Here is a 16607-nt window from a genome sequence, read left to right on the forward strand (position 1 = left end):
GAATGTTCCTCCCTATTTTCCAATTTCCAACGCTTTCAACGCCATGCTTTTTGCCGAATTAACAGCCGTTACATTCGCCTCATAGGCTCTTGTCGCGGTAATCATATCCACCATTTCTGTAACAATATTCACATTCGGCATTTCCACATAGCCCGACTGATTGGCATCCGGATGATGCGGATCATACACCATGCGAGTGGGAGAATCGTCTTCAGTGATGCCTACCACTTTCACCCCGTCACCAGCCCCATCCCCCATCTCTTTGGATAAAAGCTGGCTGAATGAAGCTTGCTCCGAACGAGGCTCAAATACTACCAGTTGCCGGCGGTACGGGCCACCCTTGGCCGTACGGGTTGTGTTGGCATTGGCAATGTTATTGGAAATAACGTCCATTCTAAGACGTTCGGCGGTTAGGCCCGATGCTGCCGAATCAATGGCCCCAAACATTCCCATCACTATTTCCCTCCATTAATAACGGATTTAATACCGGAATAGTACTTGCCGATTTGCTGAGCAACGGCATTGTAATACAGCGTATTTTTGGCTAATTCAGCCATTTCCATATCCACATCAACATTGTTTCCATCTGTCCGCATAGAAGTATTGCCAATCAGACTGACTACAGGCTCCACATCCTGCCGGGAAACGGTCAGCGGCAAATGTTTCTCATTGGTTTTAACCAGCGGCAGGCTGCTTCCGTTGTCTCCCAGTGCCTGTTGCAGCAAGCTTTCAAAAGCGACCTCGCTTTTTTTAAAACCCGGAGTGTTCACATTGGCAATATTATTGCTTATTACCTTATTGCGAAGCGAAGAAGCACCCAGAGCCTTTTCCAGGATCGCAGCGTAAGGCGCAGATACAATTGACTCCAGCACCAGAAATCTCCTCGACTTTCAGTTTATGTATTTAAAAATATCCTTTGCATAATTCTACATAATCCATAAAAATCCTCTAGATACTTTGTTTAATAATCTCCATTTATAGATACTATTTTACAAGGTTTAACCATATCTTAACAAAAAAAATAACAATGCTTCTTATTTTATCGTTTTTTGTCGGCATTGAGTTGAAAAAAATACCAACATAGGAACCGTAGCTAGTCGCTTCTGTTCCAGTCTTACGACCAAAAAATTTTCCCGTCACTCGTGGAAATAAAAAAACTACTTTACCTAAGTAAAGCAGTTTTTTTAACCCTTTATTTCTTAAGCTTCTTGAGTTCATCCAGCAATCGTTCATTCAGCACTTTAATGTAGGTGCCTTTCATTCCCAGCGACTTGGACTCAATTACACCGGCGCTTTCAAACTTGCGCAGCGCATTGACGATAACAGAGCGGGTGATGCCTACCCGGTCGGCAATCTTACTGGCGACCAGCAAGCCTTCATCCCCTTCCAGTTCGCTTAAGATATGCATAACCGCTTCCAGCTCGGAATAAGATAGAGTCCCCAGAGCCACCTGCACAGTGGCCTTCTTACGAGCTTCTTCTTCAATCTTTTCACTGCGGTCACGCAGAATTTCCATACCGACAACGGTGGCGCCATATTCGGCCAAGACCAGATCATCATCAGTAAACTCAGCCTGAAATTTCGCCACAATCAGCGTACCGATCCGTTCACCCACCCCATGGATAGGTACGATAGTCGTATATTTGTCACGGAATAGACAGCCAATATCCCCGTTAAAAGTGCAGGTCCCGGCATCCAGACTCAGGTTGGGCGAGGTTTCGTTGATTCTGAGCAACCAGTCAACATACCGTTCGGGAAATTGTTCCTTGGACAGTACGCGGTCCCGCATTACATCACATTCAAAATTGTCCAGCAAAGCAAAGCCTAAGATGGCGCCATCTCTCGCCACAATATAAACATTGGCACTCATGACACTGCTAAGCACACGCGATATTTCATTATACTGAACGTTTTCTGACTTTTGTAAAAGTCGGTTAATCTTTCGGGTTCGTTCCAACAATGAAGACATAATACAATTCTCCTGCCTTTCTAAAACTGTTATATTTTATAAGATGAAATGACTTAAATCTTGATTTACCACAATATGCTTAAGCTTGTCATTCACATATTCCCGGTTGATCGCAATGGTTTTCTCCGGTATGTCGGGAGCATCAAAAGCCAAATCCTCCAGCAGCTTTTCCAAAATAGTATGCAGTCTCCTGGCGCCGATATTCTCCGTCTGGTCATTTACCTGACAGGCAATTTCAGCCAATTCGTCGATAGCGTCATCGCTGAAGGTAATTTCTATGCCTTCCGTCCGCAACAGGGAAGTATACTGCTTGATCAGCGCATTTTCCGGTTCCGTCAGAATTTGGCGGAAATCTTCTTTGACTAAATTATTCAGCTCCACCCTGATGGGGAAACGCCCCTGCAGTTCAGGAATCAAATCGGAAGGTTTTGACGTGTGAAAGGCGCCTGCCGCAATAAACAGAATATGATCCGTCTTGACCGGACCATGCTTGGTTACCACGGTCGAACCTTCCACTATCGGCAGAATGTCCCGTTGAACACCCTCCCGTGACACATCCGGTCCGGAAGAAGGTCCCCGTCCGGCAATCTTATCAATTTCGTCAAGAAATATTATACCATAGTTTTCCGCCAAACTAATAGCATTAGTTGTAACTTCATCCATATCAATCAGCTTTTGTGCTTCTTCCTGTGTAAAGATCTTCCGGGCATTGCTTACGGTAACTTTGCGTTTTTTTTGCTTTTTCGGCAAAAAGCTGCCCAGCATATCCTGGATGCCCATTCCCATTTCTTCCACACCGGAGCCGGCGAACATTCCCAGCATGGGATTGGAGTTATCCTCAACCAGCACCTCGATCAATTCCTCTTCCAGTTCACCATTTTCCAGACGCCGGCGCCAATATTCCCGGTCGTTCGCCTCTCCGGCCTGCACCGGTTCCTCTACCTTGTCATCACTACCGGAATGGCCCAGCGAAGTACCGGAAAATAGCATTTCAAAAGGATTACGGATACTATCCTTTTTAGACGAAGGCCTAAAATATTCTAAAATGCGCTCATCAGCTAACGTACGGGCTTGATCGTTTACCGCCAGCATCTTCACCTGTTTAACCATACGGATGGCCGTTTCAACCAGATCGCGGATCATAGACTCCACGTCCCGCCCCACATAGCCGACCTCGGTAAACTTAGTAGCCTCTACCTTGATAAACGGGGCATTGACCAATTTGGCCAGCCGGCGGGCAATTTCCGTTTTTCCTACGCCGGTGGGACCGATCATTAGGATATTCTTGGGAATGACTTCCTCCCGGAGTTCATCCGACAGTTGTTTGCTCCGCCAGCGGTTTCGCAGGGCAATGGCTACCGACTTTTTAGCCTGCCGCTGCCCGATAATATATTTATCCAGTTCATTGACAATTTGTTTGGGGGTCAATTCGCTCAAAAGGATCCCTCCTTCTTAGAGTATGTTTTCAAACTATCCGAAACGCCCTGACGGCGCTTTTTATGCCATACTTCGTTAAAGTTTCTTGAATTAAGAGCCATTATTTCTGCAAAATTTTGCCTCGTCTGACGCAAAAACCATTCGTCACAGATCATTCCGTTAGTTTGAAAGCATACCCTAGAGTTCTTCAACCGTAATATGGTTGTTGGTAAACACACAAATATCAGCGGCAATCAACAGCGCTTCCCGAACAATCTCAGCTGCCGAAAGTTCGGAGAATTTGACCATGGCCCGCGCCGCCGCCAAAGCGTACGAACCGCCGGACCCAATAGCCGTTACCCCGTCATCAGGCTCAATAACCTCTCCATTGCCGGATATGATAAGCATCCGTTCCGCGTCGGCAACAATGAGCAGCGCCTCCAGACGCCGAAGCACCCGGTCCATCCGCCACTCCTTCGCCAGCTCCACGGCGGCCCGCATTAAATTACCGTTAAACTCTTCTAGTTTTGCCTCAAATTTAGCAAACAGGGTAAATGCATCGGCTACCGATCCGGCAAAGCCGGCCAGTACTTTGCCATGGTACAGGCGTCTTACCTTTTTGGCGTTATGTTTCATGACCGTATTGCCGCCAAAGGTAACCTGCCCATCACCGGCGATGGCGATTTTTCCGTGCTGACGCACGGCAATGATAGTTGTAGCATGAAACATACTTATTCCTCCTATACATTAAGCCCGGGGATGTGCGTTTCGATATACCGACTTGAGCCTTTCTTTGGTCACATGCGTATAGAGCTGCGTAGTTGAAAGATTTACATGGCCCAGCATTTCCTGCACCGAACGCAAATCGGCTCCGTTATTCAGCAGGTGTGTTGCAAAGGTGTGCCGCAGTGTATGGGGGCTTACCTTCTTCTTAAGAGCCAGCTCTTCTACATAGTTAGCGACAATCCGCCGTACGCTGCGATCAGTCAACGGGCCTCCCTTACTGTTGACAAACAGTGCCTGATGGGCCCCGGTCCGGCATTTGGCATAGAAAAAAGGACGGGAATGTTCCAAGTAGGTCTTAAGCGCAGCCAGCGCTGTTTTACCCACAGGCACAATCCTTTCCTTGGCGCCTTTGCCATAGACCAGGATATAACCGGACACCTCGTCAATGTCTTTGAGCGATAAACCGACCAATTCACCGACCCGCAGGCCTGAAGCGTACAGCACTTCCAAAATAGCGGCATCCCGGTAGCCGGCACGGTCCTTAGCGGGCAATTGCAACAATTCCGTAATCTCCAGAGTATCCAGAAAAGACGGCAGCCTTTTTTCCAGTTTAGGCGTGTGAATAGCCGAAAATGGATTGCCCTCAATAACCTCCTCCCGGCATAAAAAGCGAAAGAAAGAACGCAGTACGGCAATCCGCCGGGCAATCGTCGTTCTTGCATAGCCATGCTTTTTCATGGCGGCCAGATAAGACCGAATCAGGGAAGAAGTAATATTTTCAAAAAAAGCCTCAGCAACACCCTGTGACCGCGCAAAATCAACAAACAGCTCAAGGTCTGCACGATAACTGATTACAGTGTGCTGTGAGGCATTTTTCTCTATCTGTAAATAGCGAATGAAGTATTGAAGTTGCTCTGTTATCATATCCATATAATCACACTTTTTGTCACATTTCTCCAAAATACCTTTTATTGGATTTATACTAGCATACTGCCCCACGTTATGCAAGAATTAATTTTCAAAGTTTTCTTTAAATTCCCGTAAACTTTCCAAGGCTCTATCCGCAATCATGCCGTTTTTCATTTTCTTATCTCTAATTTTACGCTCCAGAGGCGGTAATAGACCAAAATTAACATTCATGGGCTGAAAATTCTTGGTCGCCGCCTGCGTAATATAGCGGCAAAGCGCGCCATGAGCCGTCTCCGCCGGCAGGACCAGCGGCTCGGCGCCCATAGCCAGGCGGGCCGCATTCAGCCCGGCCACCAATCCGGACGAGGCCGATTCGATATAGCCTTCGACGCCGGTAATCTGGCCGGCAAACAGGATGGCGGGATGCTTTTTCATTTGCAAAGTCGGCTGCAGTACATTGGGCGAGTCGATGAAGGTATTGCGGTGCATAACGCCATAACGGACAAATTCAGCCTGTTCCAGCCCCGGTATCAACCGGAACACCCGCTGCTGTTCAGGCCATTTGAGATGAGTCTGGAACCCGACAATATTAAATAAGGTTGCGGCAAAATTATCCTGCCGCAATTGAACCACAGCATAAGGTCGCTCACCGCCGGCCGGATTCTCAAGTCCTACCGGTTTTAACGGACCATATCGCAAAGTGTCAATCCCTCTTCTGGCCATCTCCTCCACCGGCATGCAGCCTTCAAAAAAAATAGCTTTCTCAAATTCCTTGATGGCCGCTGTTTCAGCCTGGGTTAGTTCCTGCCAGAAAACTTCATATTCCTCCCGGTTCATCGGGCAGTTGAGATAATCTTCATCCCCCTTGCCGTAACGGGAGGCACGGTAAATCTTCTCCATATCGAGCGATTCCAGGGTAACGATCGGGGCAGCCGCATCATAAAAATACAAATAATCGGTACCAGTCAGCTTTTTAATCGACTCCGACAACTGCGGCGAAGTCAACGGTCCACTGGCCACGACCAGAACATCAGCCTGATGCCGAGCCAGTTCCGTCACTTCTTCATTAAAAACCGTTATATTCGGATGGTTTTTCACCGCATCGGTGATTTGCCGGCTGAAAGCATCCCGGTCAACCGCCAGAGCGCCACCAGCCGGTACCCGGGTGGCATCAGCAGCTTGCATAACCAGCGAGTTTAACTGGCGCATCTCTTCCTTTAGCAAGCCTACGGCATTTTCAACCGCTGCTGCCCGCAGCGAGTTGCTGCATACCAATTCGGCGAAATTTTCCGTGTGATGGGCCGGCGTCATCACTTTGGGCCGCATCTCATATAAATCAACCTGTATTCCTCTTTGCGCCACCTGCCAGGCAGCCTCACTGCCCGCCAGTCCGGCACCGATAACTGTTGCTTTAGCCACTTGTTTTCCTCCGCTTGACCGGCTGTTTTGCCTTGCCTGCTGGTGTTTTTTTACTGCCCCGGGCCGGTTTAACCTTGTCGTCTGTTTCCTCCCGGGCCTTTTCACGGGTAGTACAGCTTTCATTGCCGCACTGAGTTACAACCCGTCCGTTTTTATATTTATGCTTGGTCATAAAGCTGCCGCACACAGCGCAATTCTCTTTTAACGGCATATCCCAGGTAACAAAGTCACATTGCGGATAATTCTTACAACCATAGAACACTCTGCCACGTTTGGTCCGGCGTTCAATAACGGCGCCCCCGCATTTTGGGCAGGCTACGCCTGTTTCTTTAATAATCGGTTTGGTGTTCCGGCACTCGGGAAAACCGGGACAAGCTAGAAAATTACCATACCGTCCCTGTTTGACTACCATCAGCTTGCCACAGTTCTCGCAAGGAATGTCGGACACCTCTACCGGTAACTCCACATGGCCTATTTCTTCCTCGGCATGGGCCAGCGTTTGGGCAAAGGGCTGATAGAATTGTTCCAGCAAAGCAACACGGGAACCGTGTCCCTCGGCAATCTCGTCCAGACTGTCTTCCATTTGAGCGGTAAAGGCCACATCAACAATATTGATAAAATACTGTTTTAACAAATCCACTACCACAAAACCCAGCTCGGTAGGTTCAAACTTTTTATCTACCCGCACCACATAGCCGCGCCCCAGAATGGTCTCGATAATAGGCGCATAGGTACTGGGTCGGCCAATTCCTTTTTCTTCCAGTATTTTTACCAGCGAAGCCTCGGTATAACGGGGCGGCGGTTCGGTAAAATGCTGTTTTGGCAAAATCTTGGACATTTTGAGCGATTGGCCTGGCTCGAGCTCCGGCAACGTCACTTCCTTGTCCTTTTCTTCCTCGCCCTTTTCTTTTCCCTCGGTATAAACAGCCATAAAGCCGGTAAATTTTATCTGTGAGCCGGTTGCCCGGAGTTCATAGCGGTCGGCGGCAATATCCACCGTCAGCGTGTCATAAACAGCAGCCGCCATCTGGCTGGCCACAAACCGTTCCCAGATCAGCGTATACAGCTTCAACTGGTCTTTGGCCAAGTATTTGCCGATCGTGTCGGGCGTCATAAGCACATCGGTGGGGCGCACAGCCTCATGGGCATCCTGTGCGCTTTTTTTGCTGCTGTAAACCGGACTCTTTTCCGGCACATAGCCGCTGCCGAACTTCTCAATAATATAGCTGCGGGCCTCCTGTTGCGCCGATTCGGCGATCCGGGTGGAGTCGGTACGCATGTAAGAAATCAAACCGACCGGACCCCGGCTGCCTACATCTAAACCTTCATAGAGCTGCTGGGCCACCATCATGGTTTTCCGGGAAGTAAAGCCCAGCTTTCGTGAGGCATCCTGCTGCAGGCTGCTGGTGGTAAAGGGCGGCGCCGGATTACGCCGGCGTTCACGCCGCTTTACAGCGCTGACGGTATATTCCGCCTTCTCCAGATCTTTAGTGATAGCCGTTGCCTGTTCCTCATTGTTAACTTCGGCTTTCTTTCCTTCAATCGCCACCAGTTGCGCCTCAAATAAGGCTGCCCTAGCGGATTTTCTCAGTTTAGCCGTAATGGACCAATATTCCTCCGGCTGGAAGGCCTGGATTTCCTTTTCCCTGTCGCAAATCATCCGGACGGCCACCGATTGTACCCGTCCGGCGCTTAAACCTTTCCTGACCTTGCGCCAAAGCAGCGGACTCAGCTTATAGCCGACAATCCGGTCCAAATGCCGCCTGGCCTGCTGAGCGTCAACCCTGGCCAGATTAATCGGTCGTGGATGCTTAACTGCATTTTGAATAGCCGACTTGGTAATTTCATTAAACTCAATACGGCAACTTTCATCTGCCGGTATATGTAAAAGGTGCGCCAAATGCCAGGCAATGGCTTCCCCTTCCCGGTCAGGGTCAGATGCCAGATATACCTTATCGGCGTTTTTAGCGGCCTCTTTCAGGCTCTTGATCAGATCGCCCTTGCCGCGAATGTTGATGTATTTAGGCGTAAACTGCTGTTCAATATCTATGCCGAACTGACTCTTCGGCAAATCGCGCAAATGCCCCATAGAGGCACGCACCGTGTAATTTTTTCCTAAGAATTTTTCAATTGTCTTTGCCTTGGCAGGTGATTCTACTACAACCAGCGCCTTTGTCACCTAATTCCCTCCTTAGCAGCACGAGCATACCGCTGACCTGCGTGCTCGGCCACCAAACCACGTAACTCTAACTGCAATACTATATACGCCGCTGTTGACGGCAACATCCCTGTTTTTATCACAATTTCCTCAACAGTCAGCAAGGTATCATACGTAAGACTATCATATACCGCTTGTTCCGCCGCCGTCAAATCCGGCATGTCCGGCTTTCGCTGCCCGTCTGTTTGTCCATACTCTTCCAAAATATCCGCAGCCCGTTCCACAAGCTTGGCCCCCTGTTTAATTAGCCGGTGTGCTCCCTGGGAAGCGGCCGAAAAAATGCTGCCCGGTACGGCAAACACATCGCGCCCTTCTTCCAGGGCAAAGTCGGCCGTAATCAGTGCGCCGCTTTTTTCCGCCGCCTCCACAACCACCACGCCACGCGACATGCCACTGATAATCCGGTTGCGAGCCGGGAAAAAAGCTGCATGAGGCTGAGTCCCCGGCGCATATTCAGAAATAACACAGCCGGCTCTGGCAATCTCGTCCAACAAGGCGGCGTTTTCCGGTGGATATACGACATCGACGCCACAACCCAGCACGGCTACCGTTTTTCCCGCTGCTAAAGCACCCCGGTGAGCGGCCGTATCAATACCGCGCGCCGCGCCGCTGATCACCCAGAAACCGGCAGCAGCTACATCATGGGCCAGTCTTTCCGCCGCATTCTTACCGTAGACCGAAGCACGGCGGGCTCCCACAATACCGATAAGCTTGTCATGCTTCGGCAGCGTACCGCGGTAAAACAGCACCTGCGGCGGTCTGAATGAACAGGTAAGCAAAGCGGGGTATTCCGGCTCCTCCAGCGAGCACAGCTTAATAGAAGCCCGCTCCCACGCTTCAGCCAATTGCTCTATATCTAGCTTTTCCCTGTGTTCCAGAAAAATATGACAAGTTTGCTCATCCAAACACCGGGATAAACATAAATCCTTTAAATCAGCCCGCCAAACCTGCTCGGCACTGCCGAAAAAGCGCAGCAATTGATGCAGTCTGGCCGTACCGATCCCCGGAGTCATTTGCAATCCCGCCATGTATAATTTATTCATGCTACCTCCGCCAAATCAGGCTAAAATCCATGAATTAATTTGCAATTATTATATCTGCCACATCTGATACCGTCAAGAGCAAACTTGGGAAAAAATAGTAGCGGCAATGGTATCTGCTGCCTGGGGTCTGCCCAGTGCCACCGCCTGGCGGCCCATGTAGGCCAGCGTGTCCGTATCGTCCAGCAGGTTCAACAGATGGGTTCGTATTTCGTCCAGCGAGTCGGCACGCACAGCAACCCCATGGTTGATCAAATAAGCTGTGTTGGCTTCCTCCTGACCCGGTATCGGCTTATACACAAGGATAGGCAAGCCGGCGCACAGGGCTTCCGAAGCGGTCAGTCCTCCCGGTTTGGAAATCAGCAAATCGGCGGCTCCCATCAGCTCGTGAATATTATTGACATAACCAAATAATCGCAGCGTACATTTTAACGAGGGTTTTAAGCTCTCGATCTTATTGTACATAACCCGGTTGTTGCCGGTAACAACCATGATCTGCAATGGCTCTTCCAGTTCATTGCAGAGTAAAATAATCTCATCCATAGGAAGCACACCGGCGCCGCCCCCCATAACCAGCAGTGTTTTCTTGTCTGCCGCCAGCCCCAGTTGCCGGCAGACCCGCTCACGGCTGTAGGTGACACCAAAAGCCTGTTCTACCGGAATACCGACACTGTCAACCCGTGACCGCTCGATGCCATAGCCTTCCAGTACCGCACAAAGACTGCTGTTAGCGACAAAATAGCGTTCCATTTCCGGGTACACCCAAAGCCGGTGCACGGCATAATCGGTGATGACCGCCGTAATCGGAACCTTCATGCCATGATATTTAGCCAGATAGGCTGCTAACCCGGCAGGCGTCGCATGAGTACAGACAATGGCATCCGGCCGGTACTCCAGAATCAGCCGGTGCATACGGGAGGCTAAAAACCAGTTGATAATCTGGCTGATCAGCGAAGCTGACACATCCTTGTTGCCCCAGCGGTACATAAGACCATAAGCCGGCGGAAACAGCGACAAAATAATAAGATAGATTTTTAATATCAATTGTCCCACCATGGGGCTGAAAAAGTCAAAAATATTTGCAATCTTCACTTCGGCATCAGGGTCCTGCCGAAGCATGGCAGTACGGACGGCTTGTGCCGCCCGTGTATGTCCTGCTCCAATGGGAGCGCTAAAGAATAAAATTTTTCGTTTCTTCGGCAACACTAGCCCTCCTGTTTCCAAACAAGCTGCTTATAATAAGTGACTTTATTATCATCACCCTGCCCTGTCAGCAACTCTTTCGCTGTTTTTCCCTCAAAAACCGGAATATCGCCAGCGACCTCCGCCAGCGGAATCAGCACGAACTTGCGCTCCGCCAGCCGTGGATGGGGCAGACTCAGACGTGGTGAATTGCATATCCGATTTTCATATAGCAGCAAATCAATATCAATGTTCCGCGGCCCCCAGCGCTCCTTGCGAACCCGCCCCAGCCGCGCCTCTACAGCCAGGCACTGCTCCAGCAAAGCCTCCGGTTCAAGCGTTGTTTTTATCGAAATAACCGCATTAAGAAAAGCCGGCTGTTCTTTTACCCCCACCGGCTCAGTTTCATACAAAGCAGATGTCTGACACACGGTAAGCGACGGGCAGGCGGCCAACAATCTGACCGCAGCAGCGATATACTGCTCACGGTCACCAAGATTGGAGCCTAAACCAAGTAAAATCATGCCTTCGTCCTTTTGGTTTCCACCTGAACATAATCAATCTGCCCGGCGATAGGAACATAGGGTTTGCGAATTTTTACGTTCACGCTGCTGATCAGCGGCCTTTCCAGCAAGGTATCAGCAATATGGGCGCCTAAAGCTTCCAACAGTTGATACCGGTGTGTTTCGATGACTTCCTTCAAATAGCTGTAAAGCTGGGTATAATCCACCGTATCATTCAAATCATCGCTAGCCGATGATTTTGACAAATCCGCTGTAATTTCCAAATCAATATAAAAACGCTGTCCCACTTCGCGCTCATATTCATGAACACCATGAAATCCGTAAAACATCATATTTTTCAACAATATTTTATTCATATTCATCTCTCCCCATTTGTATTTTCATAACATAGCATCGGTCATTTTGGTCATTCTGGCTATTTCCTTCACATCGTGAACTCTGACAAGCTGAACCCCTTTGGTTATACCCAGCACGACTGTCGCTCCCGTCCCCTCCACCCGGTCGGTCACCGGCAGATCCAGCACTTCACCAATGAACCGTTTCCGCGAAGTTCCCAACAAGATAGGACAGTCCAGCACCTGCAGTTCCTCCAGCCGGGACATAAGCTCCAAATTATGAGCAGTAGTCTTGGCAAAACCAATGCCCGGATCTACAATAATCTTGCTCCGGTCCAGCCCTGCCGCTACGGCAAGTTCTATACTACGGGCCAGAAAGCCTGCTACATCTAGCAACAAATCTTCGCCATAGCTGGCTTCCTGTTGGTTATGCATCACAATCACCGGAACATCATGACGAGCCACCACCGCGGCCATGGCCGGGTCCCGTTGTAACCCCCAGACATCGTTGATCATATGGGCCCCCAACTTTAGTGCCTCGTCAGCCACACAGGCCTTGTACGTATCGACAGACACCGGGATGGGGCAAGCGGCCAGCACTTTTTCCAACACCGGCAGCAGCCGGTCCATTTCCTCCATGGCCGATACTTCCCGGGAGTTGCCATATGGCCGGGTGGACTCGGCACCAATATCAAGAATATCGGCCCCGTCAGCAATAAGTGTTTCCATGTGTCGCAAAGCCGCATCCATTTTCCGGTAGCACCCGCCATCGGAAAACGAATCGGGAGTCACGTTTAAAATCCCCATAACAAGGGTCTTGCCTGGTCGAATGGAAAGTTTTTTCCCATCCGGCCAGCTATATTCACGACAGGGCAGAGACAAACTCCGCCCACAGCCATTGTCAAGGCTGTTGCGGTCTTGTAGATTCATGCCATCCTCCTAATAAGTATATTTTACCAGAAATATAGTGTTATATGCTGTTTCCATTGTTAGTGCTTCACCAACTCTGAAACTACAATTTCTTTACGGGCCTTTTTCTGTAAAACTTCGTTGTCGTCGGCTTACCTATGTTCGATAGGCGTGTTTCCTCCACCTTGCCTTACGAAAAAATTCCCGCAAATTTAATTTGCAGTTTCAAAGTTGGCGGAACACTAGACAACCATCGTATTAAAAGGTAATTCGTCATTGGCGGTGGTTCTCCTTCGTTTATCCGACAGTTTCTTACCTATCGGCGGCACCGTAACAACAGTTGGCTGATATGGAGAATATTATTGTAGCTTATACCACTTTAAGCATAAAACTCCTGCCAAATTAACAACATATAGCAGGAGTTTCCTCATATAAAGGTAAAATTTATATTTTAGAGAAACATAATCTAAGTCTTCTTTGTTTGCATTCCATAGAGAAAGGGTCCATATTATGAAAAAACTTTTTTGTTTATTCTCCATCTTTCTACTCATCAGCCTGGTTCATCCGGCTGCCGCCGCCGATCAGCAGCAAACCATTGACGCGTCCTTCAAAGTTGCCATAAAAAAGCACTTGGACAGCTATAAACTGGACCCAAGAGCAACGGTCTACAGTGTTGGCTTTGGTGAATCGAGCTGGCGAAAAAGCCAATGCGCCGTAACCGGTAGGTATTTTTACAACATTAAGCCCACCGGCCTTGTCAACCGGCCATATACAGCCCAGCTAACCTACAGGCTGTATATGCAGGTAAGCGATATCTACTCAAGCCGCGACGCAGCGGAAATGACGAACAAATTCCCCAAGTATACCGCTCCCGATACCTATCGAATCACCTTTCAGTACCAGGACGGAAACTGGATTCCCGAAAAGTACGAAACACAATTTGAAATGCTGCCCGGTTTACCGCCCCTCTGGTTGACCTTGGAAAATACAAATTCAGACCAGTACCGGCAAGTAGCCGTTAAGCCTTAGCATTCCTGTTGCAGCCACTAGTGGTCCATAAACTTTGAAATTACATTTTCAAGGTAAACATGGGCCACTAATTTTTCTTTGCTCCGGCCTTTTGAAGAAACTTCTCGACATTAATAATATACCGCTCATGGCTTCCTTCGCCAATTTGTTCTTTATCATCAAATGCCTTGACCGCAAAGGTCAAGCGTTTTCCGTCAATGCCGGTAAGCGTTGCTTCGGCCCGAATCGTCATGCCCACAGGCGTCGCCGCCGTATGTTTTATTTTCAGGTCAATCCCTACCGTGCTCATCCCCTCCGGCAAATGTGCGTCTACGGTATTAACACAGGCTCCCTCCATCAGTCCGACCATCGCCGGGGTCGCGTAAACCGCTACGCTGCCGCTGCCATATTGGATTGCCGTGTTATGGTTTGTTACTGTCTCACTCTTTTCACCGATCATACCAACTATCAAATTTATCTCCATAGTTACCACTCCTTAGTCAATCAATCCTCTGGGTATTATTTTTTCCAAACTGTATGGCTTCGACCACTGCTGTCCGACGATAATTTTGTTCTCCGCCAGACCAGCAGTGTTCCATCAACGTTGAAAATACAATTCTTTCATACGTCCTTTCCCGCCAGGCTGGTTGACGCCGGCTTACCGTTCAATAGGCGCGCCCCCGCTGCCTGCCTTGCGAAAAAAACCCAGCAAATTTAATTTATATTTTCAAAGTTGACAGACCACTAGAATATCTCCTTTTTAGCGATTCTACAAAATTGAAAATTTATCCTTTATTTAAAGAATTAGCAATAGCCTAGTTATCTTAGCTTAAATATAGAAGCTCCAAAGTCTTGATCAGACTTTCCCGTAACAAGCGGGAATTTCATCTTTCTGCGAGCCAGCTGATCCTTTCTGTCAAAAGTATACCTGCTTTCCCCGAATCCAGAAGGTATACCAATACCCCGCCAGCCATTATTTAAGGCTATTGTCTGACTACCTATCAGTACCCGGCTATTTAAACGTGATGTGGCAATTCAAGTCCAATTATGCTCGCCCAACCATCTTGTGACTTCTGGCTGCCTAGTATCTTAACCGTTTCTCCGCATAACATTTGTCCATCTTAGGAAATGCTAAAGCTTGGAGGTGAACTTATGTGCGTAGGGTACGTAAATATCAAGACACTCTTGCCAGTGGTGCGTTTAGTGGAATAATTGCAACTGCCATCACAACCTTATTAAGTTGGCTACTTTTACAATCCGGAGTTTCTTTTACTTCCCTTTGGATTTTTGCAGGAGCACTTGTATTGAATGACTCTGCTTTACACACCCCTTGGGGAATTTCGATTGGAATGATAACCCATTTAATGTTGGGAGGAATTTTCGGAGTCATAACAGCATTTACTTTACGTCTAACAGGCAAAGACTATTATTTAATTAAGGGGCTCGGAGTCGCAACATGTTTTTTTATCGGTGCCAGAGGCATTATACAAGTATTAACGAATATAGCCCCCTGGATGCGTGATGAAATCCTATCAACCATAATAACCTTGATCAACTTGCTTTTAACCGGCATAATCAGCTCTTATCTTATCGCAAAACGCACAAAATAAAAACCCTGCCAACATCAGCCAGCAGGGTACCACCTGCATAGTTTCTTCAATATCGAACCGAGCACTACACTTACAAGGCAAGTCTTGCATATCTACCGAGTATTTCAATTTGACCACTTTAATTCTCCTAAAGTGTGGCAGTTGCAAATTTCTACATATTCAACCTTATTATAAAGACTATTCTGGTGAAACAAAAAACTCCTGCTAAATTTCGTCTTAATTTGGCAGGAGTTTCCTTGTTTAGGAGCAAAATAGTTTATATTCAAAGAAATTTCCAATGGTTAAGCAACAATTAAAGGAAATTAGGAGACAATTATGGAACAAATCAACCAAACATTTCAGCCGAACTCTAACAAACATATTCAAGAATATAAGTAAAATGAGTTTTACCTCCACTGAATAATGACAATAGGGAGTGATTCTGTGAATGAAGTATTATTCCACTTAAAAGGATCAGTTTCTTTAAAAGATGCAATTAATTTTACTTATGAGACAACAGCAAGAATGTACTTACTCGTAAGCCTTCTCATGCTAATCATTATTTCATCCGTGCTAAAGCAAGAAAGCATCTGGCTATTTTCAAGCCTTGCCATAGCCTTAGCCTGCGGCTATTATTGGGGAATGAAGCACATTGCTAAAAAGAATTATCTATCAAATCAATTAATGCAACAAGAAACGACTTATGAGTTTTTAAAATCAGGTATCCAAGTTAGCTTTGAGAGCGGCTCCAGTATGATCCCCTGGGATAAAGTGTATAAAATAACGATTTCAAGAAACTGCTTTGCTATTTTCTTAAGCCGAAAACAAGCGCTTCTTTTACCTAAGTATTGGTTCACTTCGAAAAGCAGCAAAGATTTCGAAGATCTTTTATATTCTCTAATCCCTAAAAATAAAATTAAAAGAAGTATATTGTTTTAGTATTTCTATTGGACCTTTCTTCTCTAAACTCCGATATCGTTTCACAATAACATCACAATGTATAACAATACCCAAATCGTCTGCTCCTCACTATCAATCACCTTCTTTGATTCGGCACATCTTACTTCTACCGATCTACTATACAGACTGAAAGGAGATATTTTGTGAAAAATCCTATTGTCCTCATATTTGCCGGTATCTTGGGAGCCATTGTAGTCTTCACAGGAGTGTTTGTAATGGTATTGTCAGGTGATCCATCTAAAACTAATGTGAATTTTATCCAAAGTACAGCCGGCGATTTACTTTTCTGGAAATATTAAAATAAGCTCGGTAGCCGAAACAATCGGAACAAACAAAAAATCCCTCCACCCTGGCGTCAAACCAGAATGGAGGGATTTAGCTTGGTAAATAATTTAAGTCATCG

The 16607-nt window shown here is 47.5% G+C and carries 18 protein-coding genes; 4 read left to right on the forward strand and 14 right to left on the reverse strand.

From position 1 onward, the window contains the following. Positions 1 to 12 precede the first annotated feature (12 nt). From flgC to folP, 13 genes are all read right to left on the reverse strand, one after another. Entirely contained in the window at positions 13 to 453 is a 441-nt protein-coding gene (gene flgC / locus BMW43_RS06490; RefSeq protein WP_091744958.1) for a flagellar basal body rod protein FlgC, read from the reverse strand. A gap of 2 nt (positions 454 to 455) precedes the next feature. Further along, a complete protein-coding gene (gene flgB / locus BMW43_RS06495) occupies positions 456 to 872 on the reverse strand; it encodes a flagellar basal body rod protein FlgB (RefSeq protein ID WP_091744959.1) in 417 nt (138 codons plus the stop codon). A gap of 320 nt (positions 873 to 1192) precedes the next feature. Then, the gene (gene codY, locus BMW43_RS06500) at positions 1193 to 1969 is read right to left on the reverse strand and encodes a GTP-sensing pleiotropic transcriptional regulator CodY (protein ID WP_091744961.1); all 777 of its coding nucleotides are present in this window, start codon (positions 1967 to 1969) and stop codon (positions 1193 to 1195) included. A 36-nt stretch (positions 1970 to 2005) separates the two neighbouring features. Further along, on the reverse strand, positions 2006 to 3406 hold the full coding sequence (gene hslU, locus BMW43_RS06505; RefSeq protein WP_091744963.1) for an ATP-dependent protease ATPase subunit HslU: 1401 nt from the start codon (positions 3404 to 3406) through the stop codon (positions 2006 to 2008). Positions 3407 to 3583: 177 nt separating this feature from the next. Further along, positions 3584 to 4114, reverse strand: coding sequence for an ATP-dependent protease subunit HslV (gene hslV, locus BMW43_RS06510; protein WP_091744965.1), 531 nt, complete (start codon positions 4112 to 4114; stop codon positions 3584 to 3586). 18 nt (positions 4115 to 4132) lie between these two features. Beyond that, the gene (xerC, locus tag BMW43_RS06515) at positions 4133 to 5041 is read right to left on the reverse strand and encodes a tyrosine recombinase XerC (RefSeq protein WP_091744967.1); all 909 of its coding nucleotides are present in this window, start codon (positions 5039 to 5041) and stop codon (positions 4133 to 4135) included. 81 nt (positions 5042 to 5122) lie between these two features. Beyond that, positions 5123 to 6439: an FADH(2)-oxidizing methylenetetrahydrofolate--tRNA-(uracil(54)-C(5))-methyltransferase TrmFO gene (gene trmFO / locus BMW43_RS06520; RefSeq protein ID WP_091744969.1), complete on the reverse strand. Its 1317-nt coding sequence runs from the start codon at positions 6437 to 6439 to the stop codon at positions 5123 to 5125. Then, positions 6432 to 8618, reverse strand: a complete 2187-nt coding sequence (gene topA / locus BMW43_RS06525; protein ID WP_091744971.1) for a type I DNA topoisomerase — start codon at positions 8616 to 8618, stop codon at positions 6432 to 6434. Before topA ends, trmFO begins: the two co-directional genes overlap by 8 nt. Further along, a complete protein-coding gene (gene dprA / locus BMW43_RS06530) occupies positions 8615 to 9700 on the reverse strand; it encodes a DNA-processing protein DprA (RefSeq protein WP_091744973.1) in 1086 nt (361 codons plus the stop codon). The genes topA and dprA overlap by 4 nt, the downstream gene beginning before the upstream one ends. A 72-nt stretch (positions 9701 to 9772) precedes the next feature. After that, complete coding sequence (locus BMW43_RS06535; RefSeq protein WP_091744975.1) at positions 9773 to 10900, reverse strand: MGDG synthase family glycosyltransferase; 1128 nt, start codon at positions 10898 to 10900, stop codon at positions 9773 to 9775. Between the two features lie 2 nt (positions 10901 to 10902). Beyond that, positions 10903 to 11403, reverse strand: coding sequence for a 2-amino-4-hydroxy-6-hydroxymethyldihydropteridine diphosphokinase (gene folK, locus BMW43_RS06540; RefSeq protein ID WP_091744977.1), 501 nt, complete (start codon positions 11401 to 11403; stop codon positions 10903 to 10905). Beyond that, positions 11400 to 11759: a dihydroneopterin aldolase gene (gene folB / locus BMW43_RS06545; protein ID WP_342725144.1), complete on the reverse strand. Its 360-nt coding sequence runs from the start codon at positions 11757 to 11759 to the stop codon at positions 11400 to 11402. The genes folK and folB overlap by 4 nt, the downstream gene beginning before the upstream one ends. A 24-nt stretch (positions 11760 to 11783) precedes the next feature. Further along, positions 11784 to 12668 (reverse strand): dihydropteroate synthase, encoded by an 885-nt coding sequence (gene folP, locus BMW43_RS06550; RefSeq protein ID WP_091744980.1) that lies wholly within the window; start codon positions 12666 to 12668, stop codon positions 11784 to 11786. 489 nt (positions 12669 to 13157) lie between these two features. Between folP and BMW43_RS06555 the strand changes: the two genes are divergently transcribed. Then, the gene (locus tag BMW43_RS06555; RefSeq protein ID WP_091744982.1) at positions 13158 to 13676 is read left to right on the forward strand and encodes a hypothetical protein; all 519 of its coding nucleotides are present in this window, start codon (positions 13158 to 13160) and stop codon (positions 13674 to 13676) included. A 67-nt stretch (positions 13677 to 13743) separates the two neighbouring features. On the opposite strand, the gene BMW43_RS06560 is transcribed toward BMW43_RS06555, so the two are convergent. Next, positions 13744 to 14139 (reverse strand): thioesterase family protein, encoded by a 396-nt coding sequence (locus BMW43_RS06560; protein WP_177173479.1) that lies wholly within the window; start codon positions 14137 to 14139, stop codon positions 13744 to 13746. A 670-nt stretch (positions 14140 to 14809) separates the two neighbouring features. On the opposite strand from BMW43_RS06560, the gene BMW43_RS06565 reads away from it, so the two are divergent. The 3 genes from BMW43_RS06565 to BMW43_RS21040 all read left to right on the forward strand — a co-directional run bounded on the left by BMW43_RS06565 (position 14810) and on the right by BMW43_RS21040 (position 16503). Continuing rightward, a complete protein-coding gene (locus BMW43_RS06565; RefSeq protein ID WP_091744984.1) occupies positions 14810 to 15265 on the forward strand; it encodes a hypothetical protein in 456 nt (151 codons plus the stop codon). 423 nt (positions 15266 to 15688) lie between these two features. Continuing rightward, positions 15689 to 16183, forward strand: coding sequence for a YcxB family protein (locus BMW43_RS06570; RefSeq protein ID WP_177173480.1), 495 nt, complete (start codon positions 15689 to 15691; stop codon positions 16181 to 16183). Positions 16184 to 16347: 164 nt separating this feature from the next. After that, positions 16348 to 16503, forward strand: coding sequence for a hypothetical protein (locus tag BMW43_RS21040; protein ID WP_177173481.1), 156 nt, complete (start codon positions 16348 to 16350; stop codon positions 16501 to 16503). Positions 16504 to 16607: the final 104 nt, after the last annotated feature.

The organism is Propionispora vibrioides (genome assembly GCF_900110485.1).
GTDB classification, from domain to species: Bacteria; Bacillota; Negativicutes; order Propionisporales; family Propionisporaceae; genus Propionispora; species Propionispora vibrioides.